The following is a 13,631-nucleotide window of genomic DNA, read 5'->3' as shown; positions in this document are numbered from 1 at the left end:
AACCGTCACCGATCGGCTCATGGCATCAGCCTCTGACCTTAACCAAACTGGAGGTCAATGAGACGGGGCCCACATTCGACCGAAGATGCCCGACCAGCGGGCGCCCCGGAGCCTTCCACGGACACCCCGTACGTTGGAAGTCACGGAACGCGTACCCCCGTTGGGCCCGCGCCACTCCCGTGTCCGGCCCGGCACCCCAGCGCAGCGGGTACGCCCGAGGTGTCCGTGCGCCAGGCATCCGCGGGACCACAGGAACGGAGTGTCGAGACCACGTGTCGAGCGTGAATACCGGACCCACCGGTTTCCAGGCGGTACGCGAGGCCAACCTGGGCGTCGTGCTGCGTGCTGTCCGCTCCCTCGCGCCCTGCTCGCGCGCCGCCATCGCCGCAGCCACAGGGCTGAACAAAACCACCGTCTCCAGCCTGGTCGCCGACCTCATCTCCCGCGGGCTGGTCCGCGAGACCGGCGAGTCCACCCAGCGCCGCGTGGGACGCCCGGGGGTGCTGCTCGCGCTCGACGACAGCACGATCGCCGCCATCGGGCTGGAGGTGAACGTCGACTACCTGTCAGTCGTCGCGGTCGACCTCGTTGAGCAGGAACTCCTCACCCGGCACATCTCCTTCGACGCCCGGGCGGCCGGCCCGGAGGCGTGCGCGCACCGGATCGCGCGGGCCACGGCGGAGGCAATGGCGGATCCCGCGCTGGCCGGGCGCGGCGTCATCGGGGTGAGTGTCGCGGTGCCCGCGCTGATCGACGCGCCCTCCGGCACCGTCACCCGAGCCCCGAACCTGGGCTGGCGCGACACCCCGCTCCGCGATCGTCTGACGCACCTGATGGCGGAGGCGCGTCTGCCGACGGCGCCGATCCTCGTGGACAACGACGCCAACCTCGGAGCGGTCGCCGAATTCCGCAGCGGGCACCTCACCCGCACACCCGACCTCGTCTACATCACCGGAGAGGTCGGCATTGGGGCGGGCGTGCTGACGGACGGGAACCTGCTGCGCGGATCCACCGGCTTCGCGGGGGAGATCGGCCACATCCCGCTGATGGAGGACGGCCCGGAGTGCGGGTGCGGGCGGCGCGGCTGCTTGGAGGCGATCGCGGGCATCGAACCGATCCTCCGCGCCGCCGTTCCCGACCGCGTGCCGGAAGGGCCGCTATCGGGGGACGGCATCGCCCACCTGGTCGACGTCGCGGTCGAGCGTGCCGAGGCGGGCGACGCCACGGCGCTGGACACCCTGCACACGGCGGGCACATGGCTGGGCCGCGGCATCGCCACACTGGTCGACATCGTCAACCCGGCGGCGGTCGTCCTCGGGGGGTACTTCGTACCGATGGCCCCGTGGCTCCTCCCGAACTGCCGCGCGGCGGTCCGCGAGATCGCCATCGCCCCCGACGCGGGCGGGTGCCGGGTGGAGCCTTCGACCCTGGGCCTCAGTGCGGCGGCCCGAGGCGGGGCCATGGCCATGATCGACGCCCTCGACAGCGGCCGACTGCCGCTCCCGCCCGCCCGGTCGGCCGCACCGGCGGCGACGTCCGGCCCCGGACCGAACGCCCCCGCCTAGGTCGTTCGGGCGTCGCCGTTCCTGGGATCGGACTCGCGCGCGGAATCGAGGTCGGCGCGTCGACGCCGCAGAAAGTCGCGCTCAGCCGCGTTCTGGGTGCGGTCGAGGGCCGCCTCGTAGGCCATGACCGCCTCGGCGCTCCGGCCCAGGCGACGGAGCAGGTCGGCGCGGACGGCGTGGAACAGGTGGTGACGGTCGAGGTCGGAGGCGAGGGCGTCGACGCGGGACAGCGCGGCCTCGGGTCCCTCGACCTCGGCCACCGCGACGGCTCGGTTCAGCGCCACGATCGGGGTCGGCGTGAGCGCGTAGAGATGGTCGTAGAGCCGCAGAATCTGCGACCAGTCCGTGGCCGCGGCGGTCGCGGCGTCGCTGTGGACGGCGTTGATCGCCGCTTGGATCTGGTAGGGACCGGGCCGATCGCGCCGAAGGCAGGCGCGGACGATCTCCTGGCCTTCGGCGATGAGAGCGCGATCCCAGCGTTCGCGGTCCTGGTCGGCCAGTCGCACGAGGGCACCGTCGGGTGTGGTGCGGGCGGCACGGCGCGACTCGGTGAGCAGCATCAGCGCAAGCAGTCCCAGGACTTCCGGTTCGTCGGGCATGAGCTCGGCGAGGAGGCGGCCGAGGCGGATGGCCTCGGCACAGAGGTCCTCTCGGACGAGCCGGTCGCCCGAACTCGCCGCGTAGCCCTCGTTGAAGATGAGGTAGACGACGGACAAGACCCCCCGGAGGCGGTCGGGGAGGTCGGACTCGTCCGGCACCCGGTAGGGAATCCGCGCGTCGCGGATTTTGCCCTTGGCCCGGACCAGGCGCTGGGCCATGGTGCTCTCGGGGACCAGGAAGGCGTGGGCGATCTCGGCCGTGGTGAGCCCGCCCAGCAGGCGGAGCGTCAAGGCGACTCGGGAGTGCGGAGCGAGCGCGGGGTGGCAGCAGGTGAAGATCAGGCGCAGCCGGTCGTCGCACACAGGCCCCTCCTCGGATGGCGCGTCATCATGGGCGTGCAGGAGTGCGGCCTGGGCATAGCGGTCCTTGCGGGACGCCTCCCGTCGGAGTCGGTCGATGGACCGGTTGCGGGCGGTGGTGATGATCCAGCCGGCCGGACTCGGCGGCAGCCCCGCCGACGGCCACCGCTGGACCGCTTCGGCGAAGGCGTCCTGGACCGCCTCCTCGGCGAGGTCGATGTCGCCGAGGAGGCGGACCAGGACAGCCACGGCGCGGCCCCGCTCCTCGCGGAACACGCGTTCGATCTCCGCGGCCGATACCTCCGGCGAGCCGGAGGTCACCCGCAGCTCCCGTACTGCATGGGCCTGACTTCGACCGGAAGGGTGATCGCGCGGGCGAACTTGCGTCCCCATTCGAGGGCGGCATCGAGATCGGGCGCCTTGATGACGGTGAAGCCGCCGATGAACTCCTTGCCCTCGGCATACGGGCCGTCGGTCGTGATCACTTCGTCATCCTTGGGCCGCAGCACGGTGTAGGTGCTCGGCTGGTGCATGCCTCCGGCGAACACCCAGGCGCCGGCCGCCCTAAGCTCCTCGTTGACGGCTTCGAGATCCCGCATGATCGGCTCCAGGACCTCTGGAGACGGAGTCTCGCCCTGGGGCTGGTGGATGGTGAGCATGTAGTGCTGCATTGCCGTTCCTCCTCGGTATCGCCGCCGGATGTGTTCCGGCTTCTCACCCTCTATACGAACGGCTTCGGCCCGGATCGACACTCTGACACCACCGAGCGAAAAATTTCCCCAACGGGCTCTTCAGCCGCGGGCCCGCAGCGCTAGCCAGCGGACCGACCCACCCTCGACCCTCCTCACCATGGCGGGTGGGCCGCACTTAGGGTCAAGCCATGATCTCTCGCTCACCGGGACGGTGGGTCCAGGCCCTCGCGGGCCTGCACTTCGCGACCGGCATCATCCTGTACCGCAAGCCCGCTGGCGACATGGCCGCCGACGGGGTGGTCAGCACGGTCCCCGACTGGGGCGACCGTGCGACGGCCTTCTGGTTTCTTGCCTTGGCACCGGCGATGTGGACGACCGGTCGTCTGCTGCGGTCGGCGGAGGAGAACGGCGACACCCGCGCCCAGCGCACCGCCGGGGCCGCCCTCGTCGCGACGGGCGCAACGGGCGCGGCCATGATGCCGGCCAGCGGTTTCTGGGGAGTCGCCGCACTCGGGGCCTGGGCGTGGGCCAAGGGGCGTCGGGCGTCCCACTGATCCATCTATCCGCCCCGTCTCCAGGTTGCGCGGCGAGAACGCCCGGGGTCGGCGACCGAGCCCGAATACGGTCGCGGTCCCTGGCCCGGTTGCCAAGAGCGCGCCACGATGACTGTCACCGACTGCTGTCACGTGGACACGAATGGCGGGAGAGCCATGGCCGAAGCGCGCGGCCTCGTCAACGCCCTGCGTCATGCGTTGGTGGTGCGCGACGCGCCGCCAGCGGTGCTCCTGATCCGCCTCATCGCCGGAGCGGTGTTCTGCTCCGAGGGCATCCAGAAGTTCCTCTACCCCGGTGACCTGGGCCCGGGCCGCTTCGCCGCGCAGACCCCGCTCCCCGCACCAGAGGTCTTCGGTTACAGCGCCGCGGTGTTCGAGATCAGCTGCGGGCTGCTGTTGGTCGTCGGGCTCCTCACCCGACTGGCCACGCTGCCACTACTCACCATCATGGGTGGGGCGCTGCTCTTCACCAAGCTGCCCATCCTGATGGACGAGGGCTTCTGGAGGGCCGCCCACGAGGCGCGCACTGATTCGCTTCTGCTGTTCAGCCTGGTGTTCCTGCTGCTCGTGGGGGCGGGACGCTGGTCGCTGGACCGCAGGTTCTTTCCGCGCCGCGAGTCCTAACCCCGCGGCAGTCCCACCGCATCGGAACCGGGCCTCAGCCTCGGACTCCGTCTGCGGCCTGCTCTGAGCTCTGAACCCCGCTACGGCAAGCGGGGCTCAGAGCTCGACGCCGACTGAGATCAGCGGACGATGTGCTCGGTCGCTCAGTCCCGCGGCGGCACGGCCATCTCGCCGAGCAGGGACCAGTCGTCCTGCGGGATCGTCGTGTTGACGATCTTCGGCGTCTCGGCGAGGTGCGGCGGCAGCGTCTTCTGCGCGGTCTTGAAGTGCTCGGACTGCACGTGGGCGGCACCCGCCTCGTCATCACGGAACGCCTCGACCAGGACATACTCGTTCGGGTCTTCGACGCTGCGCGACCAGTCGTACCAAAGGCACCCCGGCTCGCTGCGCGTCGCCTCGGTGAACTCGCGGGCGATTTCCGGCCAGCTGTCCGCGTACTCGGGCAGGATGCGGAACTTGGCGGTAATGAAAATCATGGGACTCCTCATCAACACGGCCCCGATCGGAACCACTCTCGATGCTAAAAGGGTGCCCTGTGCAAGCAGGCCATCTCATAGAGCGAGACGTGTCACCTAAGTCTCCACCGTGCGACGGGCATGTTCCCGGAAGGTCGCGGCCGCGGAGTGCACTGGATAGGGCGGCCAAACCAGGCAGACAGTGATCGGTGGAGCATCGGCGATCGGGAGGTAGCGCACCCCAGGGTGGGGATGGCTGTGTCCGGTGGCCTCCGCGGTCACGCCGACGGCGTCCCCAGTGGCGATCACGGTGAGCCACTCGTCGACATTGGCCACCTCGATGGTGGTGGAGGGGCGCCGGTCGGCGGACCACAGCTCGGTGCTGGTCGTCCCGGCCGAGGCACACATGGCGATGGTCCGATCGGCGATGTCGGCCAGTTCCAGGGAGGGTCGGGTCGCCAGAGGATCGTCCTCGCTCAGTGCCACCAAGCGCCGCTCCTGGTAGAGGGGCAAGGAGTAGAACTCGTCGTCATCGGTCGGTGTGCGCAGAAAAGCGAGGTCGATGTCGCCGCAGCGCAGCGCGGCCTCGGGGTCGTCTAGTCGCTGCGCCTGGAGGGGGATGTCGGGGTGGTCCCGACGCCACTCGCGCAGCAGCGGAACGGTGTGGTGCCCCAGAGCCGCCCAGGCGAAGCCGATGCGGAGCGGTCGCGGCCCGGCGCTCACCTCGGCCAGGGCGTCGTCGACGTGGGCAAGGATGCGGTGCGCGTGTTCCCACAGCCGCCGACCCGCCTCGGTGAGGTGGAGATTGCGGGTGGTGCGCTCGACGAGCTGCGTGCCCAGGCCGCGCTCCAGCTGCGACAGTGTCCGCGAAAGCGCGGGCTGGCTGATGCGCAGGGCAGCCGCGGCACCGGTGATGGTGCCCTCGTCCCCGATGGCCGCCAGCGCGCGGAAATGCCGCAGTTCCACATTCATAACCCATGAGCATAACCGCAACTCAGACGGTATTTCCCTCGTCGCCTGCCCCGTGCCTACCGTCGCTGGCATGAGAATTCTGCTGATCGGGGCGGCAGGCAAGCTTGGCGCCCACGTGCACGCCACTCTCGCCGACCGCGGCCACGACGTCGTCACAGTGGGCCGCACCAGCGGGGACATTCGTCTCGACATCACCGACCCTGTTCAGGCCACCGAGCTGTACGACCGCGCCGGACACATCGATGCGGTGGCCAGCGCGGCTGGGGACGTGCCGTACAACACGCTCACGAAGCTGACCGCCGACGACTATCTCTCGGCCTTCCGCGGTAAGGCGCTCAGCCAGATCGAACTGGTCCGCCAGGGCACGAAACGCATTGCCGAGCGGGGCTCGTTCACCCTGATCACCGGGGCTCTGGCCCGCGATCCCATCGTCAGCGGCAGCGCAGCGGCCATGGCCAATGGCGCCGTGGAAGCCTTCGTCCGGTCAGCGGCGATCGAGATCGCACCGCAGCGCGTCAACGCCATCAGCCCCACCGTCTTCACCGAGTCCCTCGCGGACTACGGCGACTTCTTCCCCGGTATCCCGCCGGTGGATCTCACCCAGGTGGCCCAGGCCTACGTGCGCTCCATCGAGGGCGCTCAGACCGGACAGATTTACGAACTCGATTAGCCACCCCCGCCAGGTGGGCAATGATCTTCCCGTCCACGACGCGGAAACAGGCGTTTGACCTGAACCTTAATTGAGCTTCTATGTTCATCCTCACCAGCCGGGATCGCCAGATGGTGAGGACAGGACAATGGAGTACTCGCACAACGACACCGAGCTTCTCGATCAGCCGATCGGCTACTGGAGCTGGGCGGCACACAAGGCGGTCGTCGACCACATCCGCGCCAATCTCGCGGAGCTCGGTGTCACCCAGCCCCAAAACTGGATCCTCGACCAGGTGCTCAGCGGAAGGAACGGCCGGACCCGCGAGGAGATCACGGAGATCCTGGAGGGCTACCTGGATGTGGGGACCACGCTCGATGCGGAGTTCGACGGACTCATCGAGAAGGGGCTGATCAGGGTCGACGATGAGGAGCAGCTGTGGGGGACCGCTGAGGGAGAAGCCGTCTTCCGACAGTGCACGGAGCGCCATGCGGCCATGAAGAAGGCGCGGAACGCGGGCGTGACGGACGCTGACTACATCACCACGCTCAAGGTGCTGCAGCGGATGATCCACAACGTCGGAGGCAGGGCCTGGCACGAGTAGCACCGGTCGGCACCCCAGAGCCCCAGCCCTCAACAGCGAGAGCCCCACCCGTCCACCAGGCGGGGTGGGGCTCTATTGGCTGATCGACCGCGGAGGGCCGGGGGTCAGCCCTCGGGCGGTTTGTTGTTGCGCCACACGCCGTCGTCGACCTGGTCCTACTGGGCAGAGAAGAACTCGGCCGACATCAGTGACCGGGGACAGCACGCGCGCGGCGGCGGGTTCTCCAAGTCGGAGAGGAAGACGTTCATGTCGGGCTGCACGATGGTCGGCGCGTGGTCGGCCTCGGTGTCGTGAGTGACCGCGATCCACAGGTGCTCGGTGCGCCGGATCGCCCACTGGTCCCCGTAGCGCTCCCGCAGTAGCCGCAGCAACGGGTCGTTGTCGCTGTTCATCAGCCCACCTCCGTGGAGGAGCGGGCGACCTGCGCGGCGAACCACCGGAAGAGGCGGTCCTGGACGGCGCGCTGGTGTTCCAGCACGGTGATGTAGGGACGGACTCGGTTCGCGGACCGCTCCGACAGACGGTTAGTCTGCATCTGTCATCAGCTCCCTTGTAGCTGGTGGCCACGCCCCGGGAGTTCGCACCTCGCCGGGGTCTTTTGTTGCTGTGGACCTTTGATCATAGCCGGAACTTGTCTACCATGTCTAGGACGTTGGCGACGTAGGCCATATGCGCAGCATGGCCTACGTACCTAACGTCCTAGACATGGACATCGATCACTTCGACCCGACGCCCATCTACAAGCAGGTGGCGCGAGTTATCCGCGGGCGGATCAAGTCCGGCGAGCTCAAGCCGAGAGATCGGATTCCATCCGAGTCTCAGATGGTCGCTGAGTACGGCATCGCGAGAGACACCGCGCGACAGGCGGTCGCCCTCCTGCGCTCAGAGGGATGGGTGATCACGCTGCCTCAGCGAGGAACCTTCGTCGCGCTGCAACCCGGCACCGACGCGTAGCCCTACCCCTGTCAGGTGCGCTTGTCGCAGAGGGCGGTTAACCAAAAGCGCACCAGAATCATCGCGAATCCCTAGGGTCGTTAATCATGAATGCCGACCTTGACGGACCCGAACCGATGTATCGGCAGATCGCTGCTGTCATCGCAGGTCGGATCTCCGACGGGACCCATGAGGCGAACCGGCTTGTCCCATCCGAAGCAGCCGTGTGTGAAGAGTTCGGGGTCTCGCGCCGAACCGCACGGTCGGCATACCAGGTTCTCGCCGAACAAGGGCTTGTGGTCACAGCTCCAGGCAAGGGGACCTATGTCGCTCCAAAGGCGGACGGCAACAGATAGGGCCAGTCACTGTCAACGGCACACCTGCTGCAGCTCGGACGGGACCTCCCCCGGTCTTCTGGCACCTCGATCAGGTAGCCATCGACATCTTCCGCCTTGCTCTGCGCCACTTCAGTCCAACGCGTGTCGCACCCAGACGTGCGGTTCGACGTAGACAGCACGGTCCTGGGCAGGGTCGCAGCGCACCGGAGCCAGCGTAAGGGGCACGTGCACTGGGCCAGGGGCGTCGAAGGGCAACCCCGTCCATTGCCGCCACTTGGCCAGGGGGCCGGACACCACCAGCGCAGACGGAGCCACCGACGTGATTCGCCCACCCGCCTGGGCATGGACGCGCAGGCAGGGGTCGCAGGGCAGGCCGTCACGGTGGGTCCTTCGGGCGTAGTGGGCCATCGGCTCCGCCGGGCGGCGATGCTTCGCGGTTGGCCGCACCGACGTGACCACCTCCCTCAGACCGGCTGACCGCGCCGCCTCCTTCAGGGCCTGCAGCAAGGACCTGCTCAGGCCCGTGCCACGATGCTCGGGGTGGATGGTCATGCCAAGGAGCCCCAGAGTGTCGGGGTGGACGCCCCGTCGCTCATCGCACAGTGCCCAGGCCAGCATCTCCTGGCCACCCCCGCCGGGCAGGTGACCGCGACCGGAAGCGGAAAGCGCGAGCGGCACGCCGATGCCATGTCCCACAACCGAGCCGTCGACCGCTCTCGTCGCGGCCACGCCGAACTGCGGGAAACGCCCACAGAGGCGTTTCGCCACCTCCCATCGGTCGGCGAGGGAGCGCTGGAGAAACCCGGGCCCCGGAGGCGTGCGTTCGATGCCGGACTGCACCAGCTCGGGCCGCTCGGCGAACGTGGTGATCCTCGTGTCAGACCGCGCCGTCTCATCGCCAGCCGCGGCCATTCGCTTACGGCACTTCGGAGTCGCCGCAGGTGAACGCGCGGGCTTGGCCGCCGTTGTCGGGCTGCAGAGTCGCACCGCCGAAGCAGACGACGGCACAGCCGCGCCCGCGCCCGAGGTCCGGTTACTGCTGAGCACGCCTTCGCCTACCAGCATCCGAGCAGCTGCGGGCAGGTCGAGCTTGCCGTTGAGACAGCGCCCAGTGTCGTCATGGGCGATTTCGGGATCGCAGGAGCGGGCCGTGCGCAGCAACGCCTCTCGCACCCCGAGCGGATCGGCGGACAGCCCCGCCTTCCTCTGGAGGCTGAGCAGCAGGGCCGCGGCGCCGGTCGCCATGGACACGGCCACGCATGTGCCTTTCTGTGCCTTGACCCCTCCCCCAGGAGCGGCGCCGAGCACCTCCCCGCCCGGTGCGGCGATGCCGTGCCCGTGATAGCCATCCCCCCAATTGCTGAACTTGTACATCGTGCCGTCGGCGCGGTGGGCACCGACGGCCAGCACCTCGGGCAGCAGCGCCGGGGCGACGGGATTGCGACCGTAGTCGTTGCCCGCGGGCGCGGTGACGAGGACACCTGCCTGGCTCGCCTGCTCAACAGCGCGTCGGACCAGGTCGAACGTGCCGTTGCCATCGGCGGGCGCCGGGTGTGCCGCCATGAACAGGACGATGTCGGCCCCTGCCTCGGTCAGCTCCTCGATCGCGCGCGCCGCATTGAGCGGGTCGAGCACCGACGAGTTGTCGCGCAGTGCTGGACAAATGAGCCCCCGGCAACGAGGTGCAAGACCCTCCAGTACGCTGCCCGGCTGACCGAACAGCACACTGGCCGTATAGGTCCCGTGCTCCATCGCGCCGTCTTCCGGAGTGACCGCAGGCATCCACCACGAGTCGACCATGGTGATCTCGGAGCCCGCCAGACTGGGGTGCTCCATGTCCGGAGGGCTCTCGACAACGCCGATCGTCACCTCCGGCTCGCCGCGGGTGTGTACCCACAGCTCCTTGACGCCGGCGACCGCATCGGCCGGAAACAGCTCCTCTGGAACCGAAGATGGAGATGGCTCCGGAATCTCGGCGTTCCCGGCCGCGGCGCGGTGCCCCTCGGGCACGGCCCCCACCGCGTCTGCCGTTAGTCCATCCGGCAGTGGCTCACGTTGCCGCGACTGGGACGTCTGTTCGCACAAGGTGCACCAACTCCTGGATCACGTTCGAGGGGCTACCACCAGGCCGCCGAGTACTGCATCTCCTGATAGCTCGGCGGAGTGTAGGCCTGCGGGTCGTTGAGGTGCGTGGTGAACACCGACAGCTCGCCCAGGGCGGCCCACTCGCCCTGGGCCGCCTTCGCCAGATCGACCATGCGGTTCGGGTTCACCAGCTCAGGACGGCGCACCGGCGGCACCTGTTTGGGAAAGCACATCGCGTCCCTCCTTGCGGGTGTCGGGTCAGCTCTCAGGCCAGCTTCGGATGTCGCCGACGGTCACCGGCATGACGTCCTTGACGTCGACGGTGAAGCGGTACACCCGCTTGGCGCGGCGGCTGTTCTCGGGGTCGAAGAAGCGCAGCTTCACATCCCAGCAGTCGCTGTCGGGGCGGGCGAACGGGCTCTTCTCGACGTCGATGTCCTGCAGGGCCAGACCTTGGCTCAGTGCCTGAGCCAGAGTGTCGCGGGCCTGAACCGCGTTGGTCGCGGCGAAGTTCAGCGCGCGGTCGCGCGAGGTCGCCCCGAAATTGCGGAGATCGTAGTAGACGCGGGTGAGGAACTCCGCGACGGCCGCACGCAGTGTGTCCGCAGACGGGTTGCCCTTCTTGGCCCCAGCCGCTCCAGCCTCGGCGACCGCGTTGGCCAGGCTCGTGACCGACCACCCGTACAGGCCGCGCTTGAGTTCGACCTCCACGACGGGCACTTCCTGACCCGAGAACAGCTTGACCGTACGGCCGGGCAATTTACCGGGGATCGAGACGCGGTCGACGAAGTTCGCCCCGTCATCACACTCAAGCTGACGGGATAGGAAATCCACCAGACGCTCGTACACGCCGACTGTGTAGCCGCCGTTGGGTTCGATGGCGTAAATCGGTGTCAGGTCGAGATTGAGCGTCCAGATCAGCGCGGATGACTCAGAGGGATTCTCCCTGAGGTGAGCGACCATGTGGTTGGGGTCGTACGGGTTGGCGGGGACGTGCGCACCGCCAACCTCGACGGGCGCCATGAGCTGCTTGAAGCTGTCACGACGCGCCTCAGTAGCGAAGTCGTATCCCAGTACGCCCTGCGCATACGCCAGACGCTGGGCCGGCACGCGCGCTGGGTCGTCTGACGACGTCGTCACCGTTGACGTGGCCTGTGGCGGTGGCGTAGGAGCCGGGGGCGGCGCGGGCGCGGGAGATGGCACGGGGGCCGGAGCCGGTGAGGACAGGGTCACCGCCGCTGACCCCGCCGCAGGGGTTGTCGCAGGAGCCGCCGCAGGATCCGTCGGAGCTTGCAGGGCAGCCTGGGCAGTCGGGACCGTCGCGGCTGCGGCCGGTGCTTGGTCACACCCGCAGTCACAGCTGGGCACCGCCTGCTCGGGTCTGCCGGTCGCGGTCTCGGGGATCGGGGACACCGGCTCAGCTTGCGAGTGAGCCACGGACACGTCTGTCTCGTTCGAGGTCACAGTGGTTACCGCTTTCGTGATGTTGAGTTTGCCGTTCAGAAAACGTGCGCAGGCATCGGCGTCGCCGAGGTCGCACGGATCAGCAGTGGTCATCAGAAGCTCGCCTATGGCCCGCGGGTCGGGTTCACGACCGTCGCGTAGCTGCAAGCTGAGCAGAAGGGCGGCCACGCCCGACACGACCGGCGCGGCCAGGCTGGTCCCGGTCTGCAGAGCCACGCCTCCGCCGGGAACTGGCACCGGGATGTTCTGGCCTGGGGCGAGAATGCCCTGGCGAGTGTTCCCCGGACCCCAATTGCTGCTGGGCAGCGGACGGCCCTCGTCGTCCAGTGCGCCAACCGCCAATACCGAGGGCAGAGCCGCGGGCACGTGATCGCAGAAGCAGCCGTCGTTCCCGGCGGCTGCCACGACCAGGACGTTGCTCTCCTTGCACCGGCGCACCGCCCGCGCCAGTGGGTCCTCTGCTTCCTCGGCCGAGGCGAGCTGTCCGCCGCTGATGTTGATGACGTGCACGCCTTCGTCCAGCGCCAGCTCGATTCCGCGCGCAAGGTCCAGCTGTGACGTGCGCGCCCACCGGTCCGAGAACGCCGGAACGCTCACCTTCCGGCACCCTGGCGCCACGCCTGGGACGGGGCCGTCGTGTTGACCGAAGAGAACTCCGGCCACGGACGTGCCATGGGCCGCCTTCGCACCCGTCGCACCGTCGCTGGGCCACACACCCTCCACGGAGGCCAGCCCACTCCCAGCGAAGGCGGGGTGGCCGGCACCGACCCTGCCGTCGACCACGGCCACCCCTACACGGTCGTCACCCTTGGTCAGCCGCCACAGCTCGGAGAGCCCGGGAATGATTGACAGCTTCCCCATTAATTACGACTCCTCAGAACTCGTGTGCTCATACCAAGGTCAGACCGCACTATGCGGAAAAATCACATATCCGCGCTGGCATTCATGGCCCGATCGACCTCGCAAGCCGGGCGAGGCCGAAAAGTCCACAACGGATCGCAGCAGACTACTCGTCGCTGTCGCCAGCGAACGGAATGTCCTTCCAAGTGATCCCGCCGAAGATTGACTGGTCGACACCGTCGGCGGCCGACGCGGCCGTGGTGTTGAGCTTGCGTTCCACTGGGTCAGCCAGCAACGGCATCCCAGGCTGGTGCATCTTTTCCTGCATTCTCCTACCTCCTCTTTGTCCCCACAGGTGCGCCTTACGCCCCGTGGTGGCCAGGTTGGATCGAGGTGACTACTCGTCACCATCGCCAGAGTCACTTCGATTAACTTCGGACGCACTAGAAAGAAAACGTGGAATCGCTTGGGCATTCCTTCAATGAGCATCCAACGCCAGTGGTTGTTAATCGAAAACGCGACACTCCACCGGCGCGAGCGACCATAACCGGGCCGTCTGATTCTCAAACCACCCGTGACAGGATGACTCTCAGAGTCGGTAATGGGACGACACGACAAATCGCTCGATGTCCGACTCAAGCGCGATTCTTTGATCACACTGAGCCAGTCAATTTGGGCATTCGTCATATGTTGATTTTGGTCATCCGAATTGACCCACAGCCGACGCGATCCTTGACTGCCTCGCCAACCACGATGCGGACGCACAGACACGGACTGAACTGGGCTCTTGCAACGTCAACCTAGAGTGAAGCGGTGCCAGGAGGCAGGGGAACGCCACCCCCACAGCACGCCGTTGATTCACATGTTCACAAACCCGGGCAATAAAAAAGGAGGAGG

17 protein-coding genes are annotated in these 13,631 nt (G+C 67.9%); 7 read left to right on the top strand and 10 right to left on the bottom strand.

All coding sequences use genetic code 11. The annotated features are described in order from the left end of the window. Positions 1–272 precede the first annotated feature (272 nt). A complete protein-coding gene (locus CDO52_RS04425; RefSeq protein WP_017621309.1) occupies positions 273–1,565 on the top strand; it encodes an ROK family transcriptional regulator in 1,293 nt (430 codons plus the stop codon). On the opposite strand, the gene CDO52_RS04420 is transcribed toward CDO52_RS04425, so the two are convergent. Both CDO52_RS04420 and CDO52_RS04415 read right to left on the bottom strand, forming a co-directional pair. Continuing rightward, positions 1,562–2,845: an RNA polymerase sigma factor gene (locus tag CDO52_RS04420; protein WP_017621310.1), complete on the bottom strand. Its 1,284-nt coding sequence runs from the start codon at positions 2,843–2,845 to the stop codon at positions 1,562–1,564. The genes CDO52_RS04425 and CDO52_RS04420 overlap by 4 nt on opposite strands. After that, the gene (locus CDO52_RS04415) at positions 2,842–3,195 is read right to left on the bottom strand and encodes a YciI family protein (protein WP_017621311.1); all 354 of its coding nucleotides are present in this window, start codon (positions 3,193–3,195) and stop codon (positions 2,842–2,844) included. The genes CDO52_RS04420 and CDO52_RS04415 overlap by 4 nt, the downstream gene beginning before the upstream one ends. A gap of 209 nt (positions 3,196–3,404) precedes the next feature. Between CDO52_RS04415 and CDO52_RS04410 the strand changes: the two genes are divergently transcribed. Together CDO52_RS04410 and CDO52_RS04405 are read left to right on the top strand one after the other, a co-directional pair. After that, positions 3,405–3,770 carry a DUF6463 family protein gene (locus CDO52_RS04410; protein WP_017621312.1) on the top strand — a complete coding sequence of 122 codons (366 nt, stop codon included), beginning with the start codon at positions 3,405–3,407 and terminating at the stop codon, positions 3,768–3,770. 156 nt (positions 3,771–3,926) lie between these two features. After that, positions 3,927–4,394 (top strand): DoxX family protein, encoded by a 468-nt coding sequence (locus CDO52_RS04405; RefSeq protein WP_017621313.1) that lies wholly within the window; start codon positions 3,927–3,929, stop codon positions 4,392–4,394. A 143-nt stretch (positions 4,395–4,537) separates the two neighbouring features. Here the strand turns inward: CDO52_RS04405 and CDO52_RS04400 are convergent, their stop codons facing one another. Beyond that, the gene (locus tag CDO52_RS04400) at positions 4,538–4,870 is read right to left on the bottom strand and encodes a putative quinol monooxygenase (RefSeq protein ID WP_017621314.1); all 333 of its coding nucleotides are present in this window, start codon (positions 4,868–4,870) and stop codon (positions 4,538–4,540) included. Positions 4,871–4,966: 96 nt separating this feature from the next. After that, complete coding sequence (locus tag CDO52_RS04395; protein WP_017621315.1) at positions 4,967–5,821, bottom strand: LysR family transcriptional regulator; 855 nt, start codon at positions 5,819–5,821, stop codon at positions 4,967–4,969. A gap of 70 nt (positions 5,822–5,891) precedes the next feature. Here CDO52_RS04395 and CDO52_RS04390 point away from each other — a divergent pair, with 70 nt between their 5' ends. Both CDO52_RS04390 and CDO52_RS04385 read left to right on the top strand, forming a co-directional pair. Beyond that, a complete protein-coding gene (locus tag CDO52_RS04390) occupies positions 5,892–6,491 on the top strand; it encodes a short chain dehydrogenase (RefSeq protein WP_026126324.1) in 600 nt (199 codons plus the stop codon). A gap of 127 nt (positions 6,492–6,618) precedes the next feature. Then, positions 6,619–7,074: a MarR family winged helix-turn-helix transcriptional regulator gene (locus CDO52_RS04385; protein ID WP_017621317.1), complete on the top strand. Its 456-nt coding sequence runs from the start codon at positions 6,619–6,621 to the stop codon at positions 7,072–7,074. A 155-nt stretch (positions 7,075–7,229) separates the two neighbouring features. On the opposite strand, the gene CDO52_RS04380 is transcribed toward CDO52_RS04385, so the two are convergent. Then, a complete protein-coding gene (locus CDO52_RS04380; protein WP_017621318.1) occupies positions 7,230–7,466 on the bottom strand; it encodes a hypothetical protein in 237 nt (78 codons plus the stop codon). Beyond that, a complete protein-coding gene (locus CDO52_RS28025) occupies positions 7,466–7,609 on the bottom strand; it encodes a hypothetical protein (RefSeq protein WP_017621319.1) in 144 nt (47 codons plus the stop codon). Before CDO52_RS28025 ends, CDO52_RS04380 begins: the two co-directional genes overlap by 1 nt. 170 nt (positions 7,610–7,779) lie before the next feature. Between CDO52_RS28025 and CDO52_RS04375 the strand changes: the two genes are divergently transcribed. Continuing rightward, positions 7,780–8,028, top strand: a complete 249-nt coding sequence (locus tag CDO52_RS04375; RefSeq protein WP_017621320.1) for a GntR family transcriptional regulator — start codon at positions 7,780–7,782, stop codon at positions 8,026–8,028. An 86-nt stretch (positions 8,029–8,114) separates the two neighbouring features. Then, the gene (locus CDO52_RS04370) at positions 8,115–8,363 is read left to right on the top strand and encodes a GntR family transcriptional regulator (RefSeq protein ID WP_083920109.1); all 249 of its coding nucleotides are present in this window, start codon (positions 8,115–8,117) and stop codon (positions 8,361–8,363) included. A 111-nt stretch (positions 8,364–8,474) separates the two neighbouring features. Here the strand turns inward: CDO52_RS04370 and CDO52_RS04365 are convergent, their stop codons facing one another. The 4 genes from CDO52_RS04365 to CDO52_RS27170 all read right to left on the bottom strand — a co-directional run bounded on the left by CDO52_RS04365 (position 8,475) and on the right by CDO52_RS27170 (position 13,062). Then, positions 8,475–10,355, bottom strand: coding sequence for a GNAT family N-acetyltransferase (locus CDO52_RS04365; protein WP_152471862.1), 1,881 nt, complete (start codon positions 10,353–10,355; stop codon positions 8,475–8,477). Positions 10,356–10,462: 107 nt separating this feature from the next. Next, the gene (locus CDO52_RS04360) at positions 10,463–10,663 is read right to left on the bottom strand and encodes a hypothetical protein (RefSeq protein ID WP_017621322.1); all 201 of its coding nucleotides are present in this window, start codon (positions 10,661–10,663) and stop codon (positions 10,463–10,465) included. Positions 10,664–10,688: 25 nt separating this feature from the next. Then, positions 10,689–12,755 carry a PatA/PatG family cyanobactin maturation protease gene (locus tag CDO52_RS04355; protein ID WP_033302031.1) on the bottom strand — a complete coding sequence of 689 codons (2,067 nt, stop codon included), beginning with the start codon at positions 12,753–12,755 and terminating at the stop codon, positions 10,689–10,691. 145 nt (positions 12,756–12,900) lie between these two features. Beyond that, the gene (locus CDO52_RS27170; RefSeq protein ID WP_017621325.1) at positions 12,901–13,062 is read right to left on the bottom strand and encodes a hypothetical protein; all 162 of its coding nucleotides are present in this window, start codon (positions 13,060–13,062) and stop codon (positions 12,901–12,903) included. Positions 13,063–13,631 lie beyond the last annotated feature (569 nt).

The organism is Nocardiopsis gilva YIM 90087 (assembly GCF_002263495.1).
GTDB classification, from domain to species: domain Bacteria; phylum Actinomycetota; class Actinomycetes; order Streptosporangiales; family Streptosporangiaceae; genus Nocardiopsis_C; species Nocardiopsis_C gilva.
Note: the sequence above shows the minus strand (reverse complement) of the source record. Positions and strands in the feature narration are given on the sequence as shown.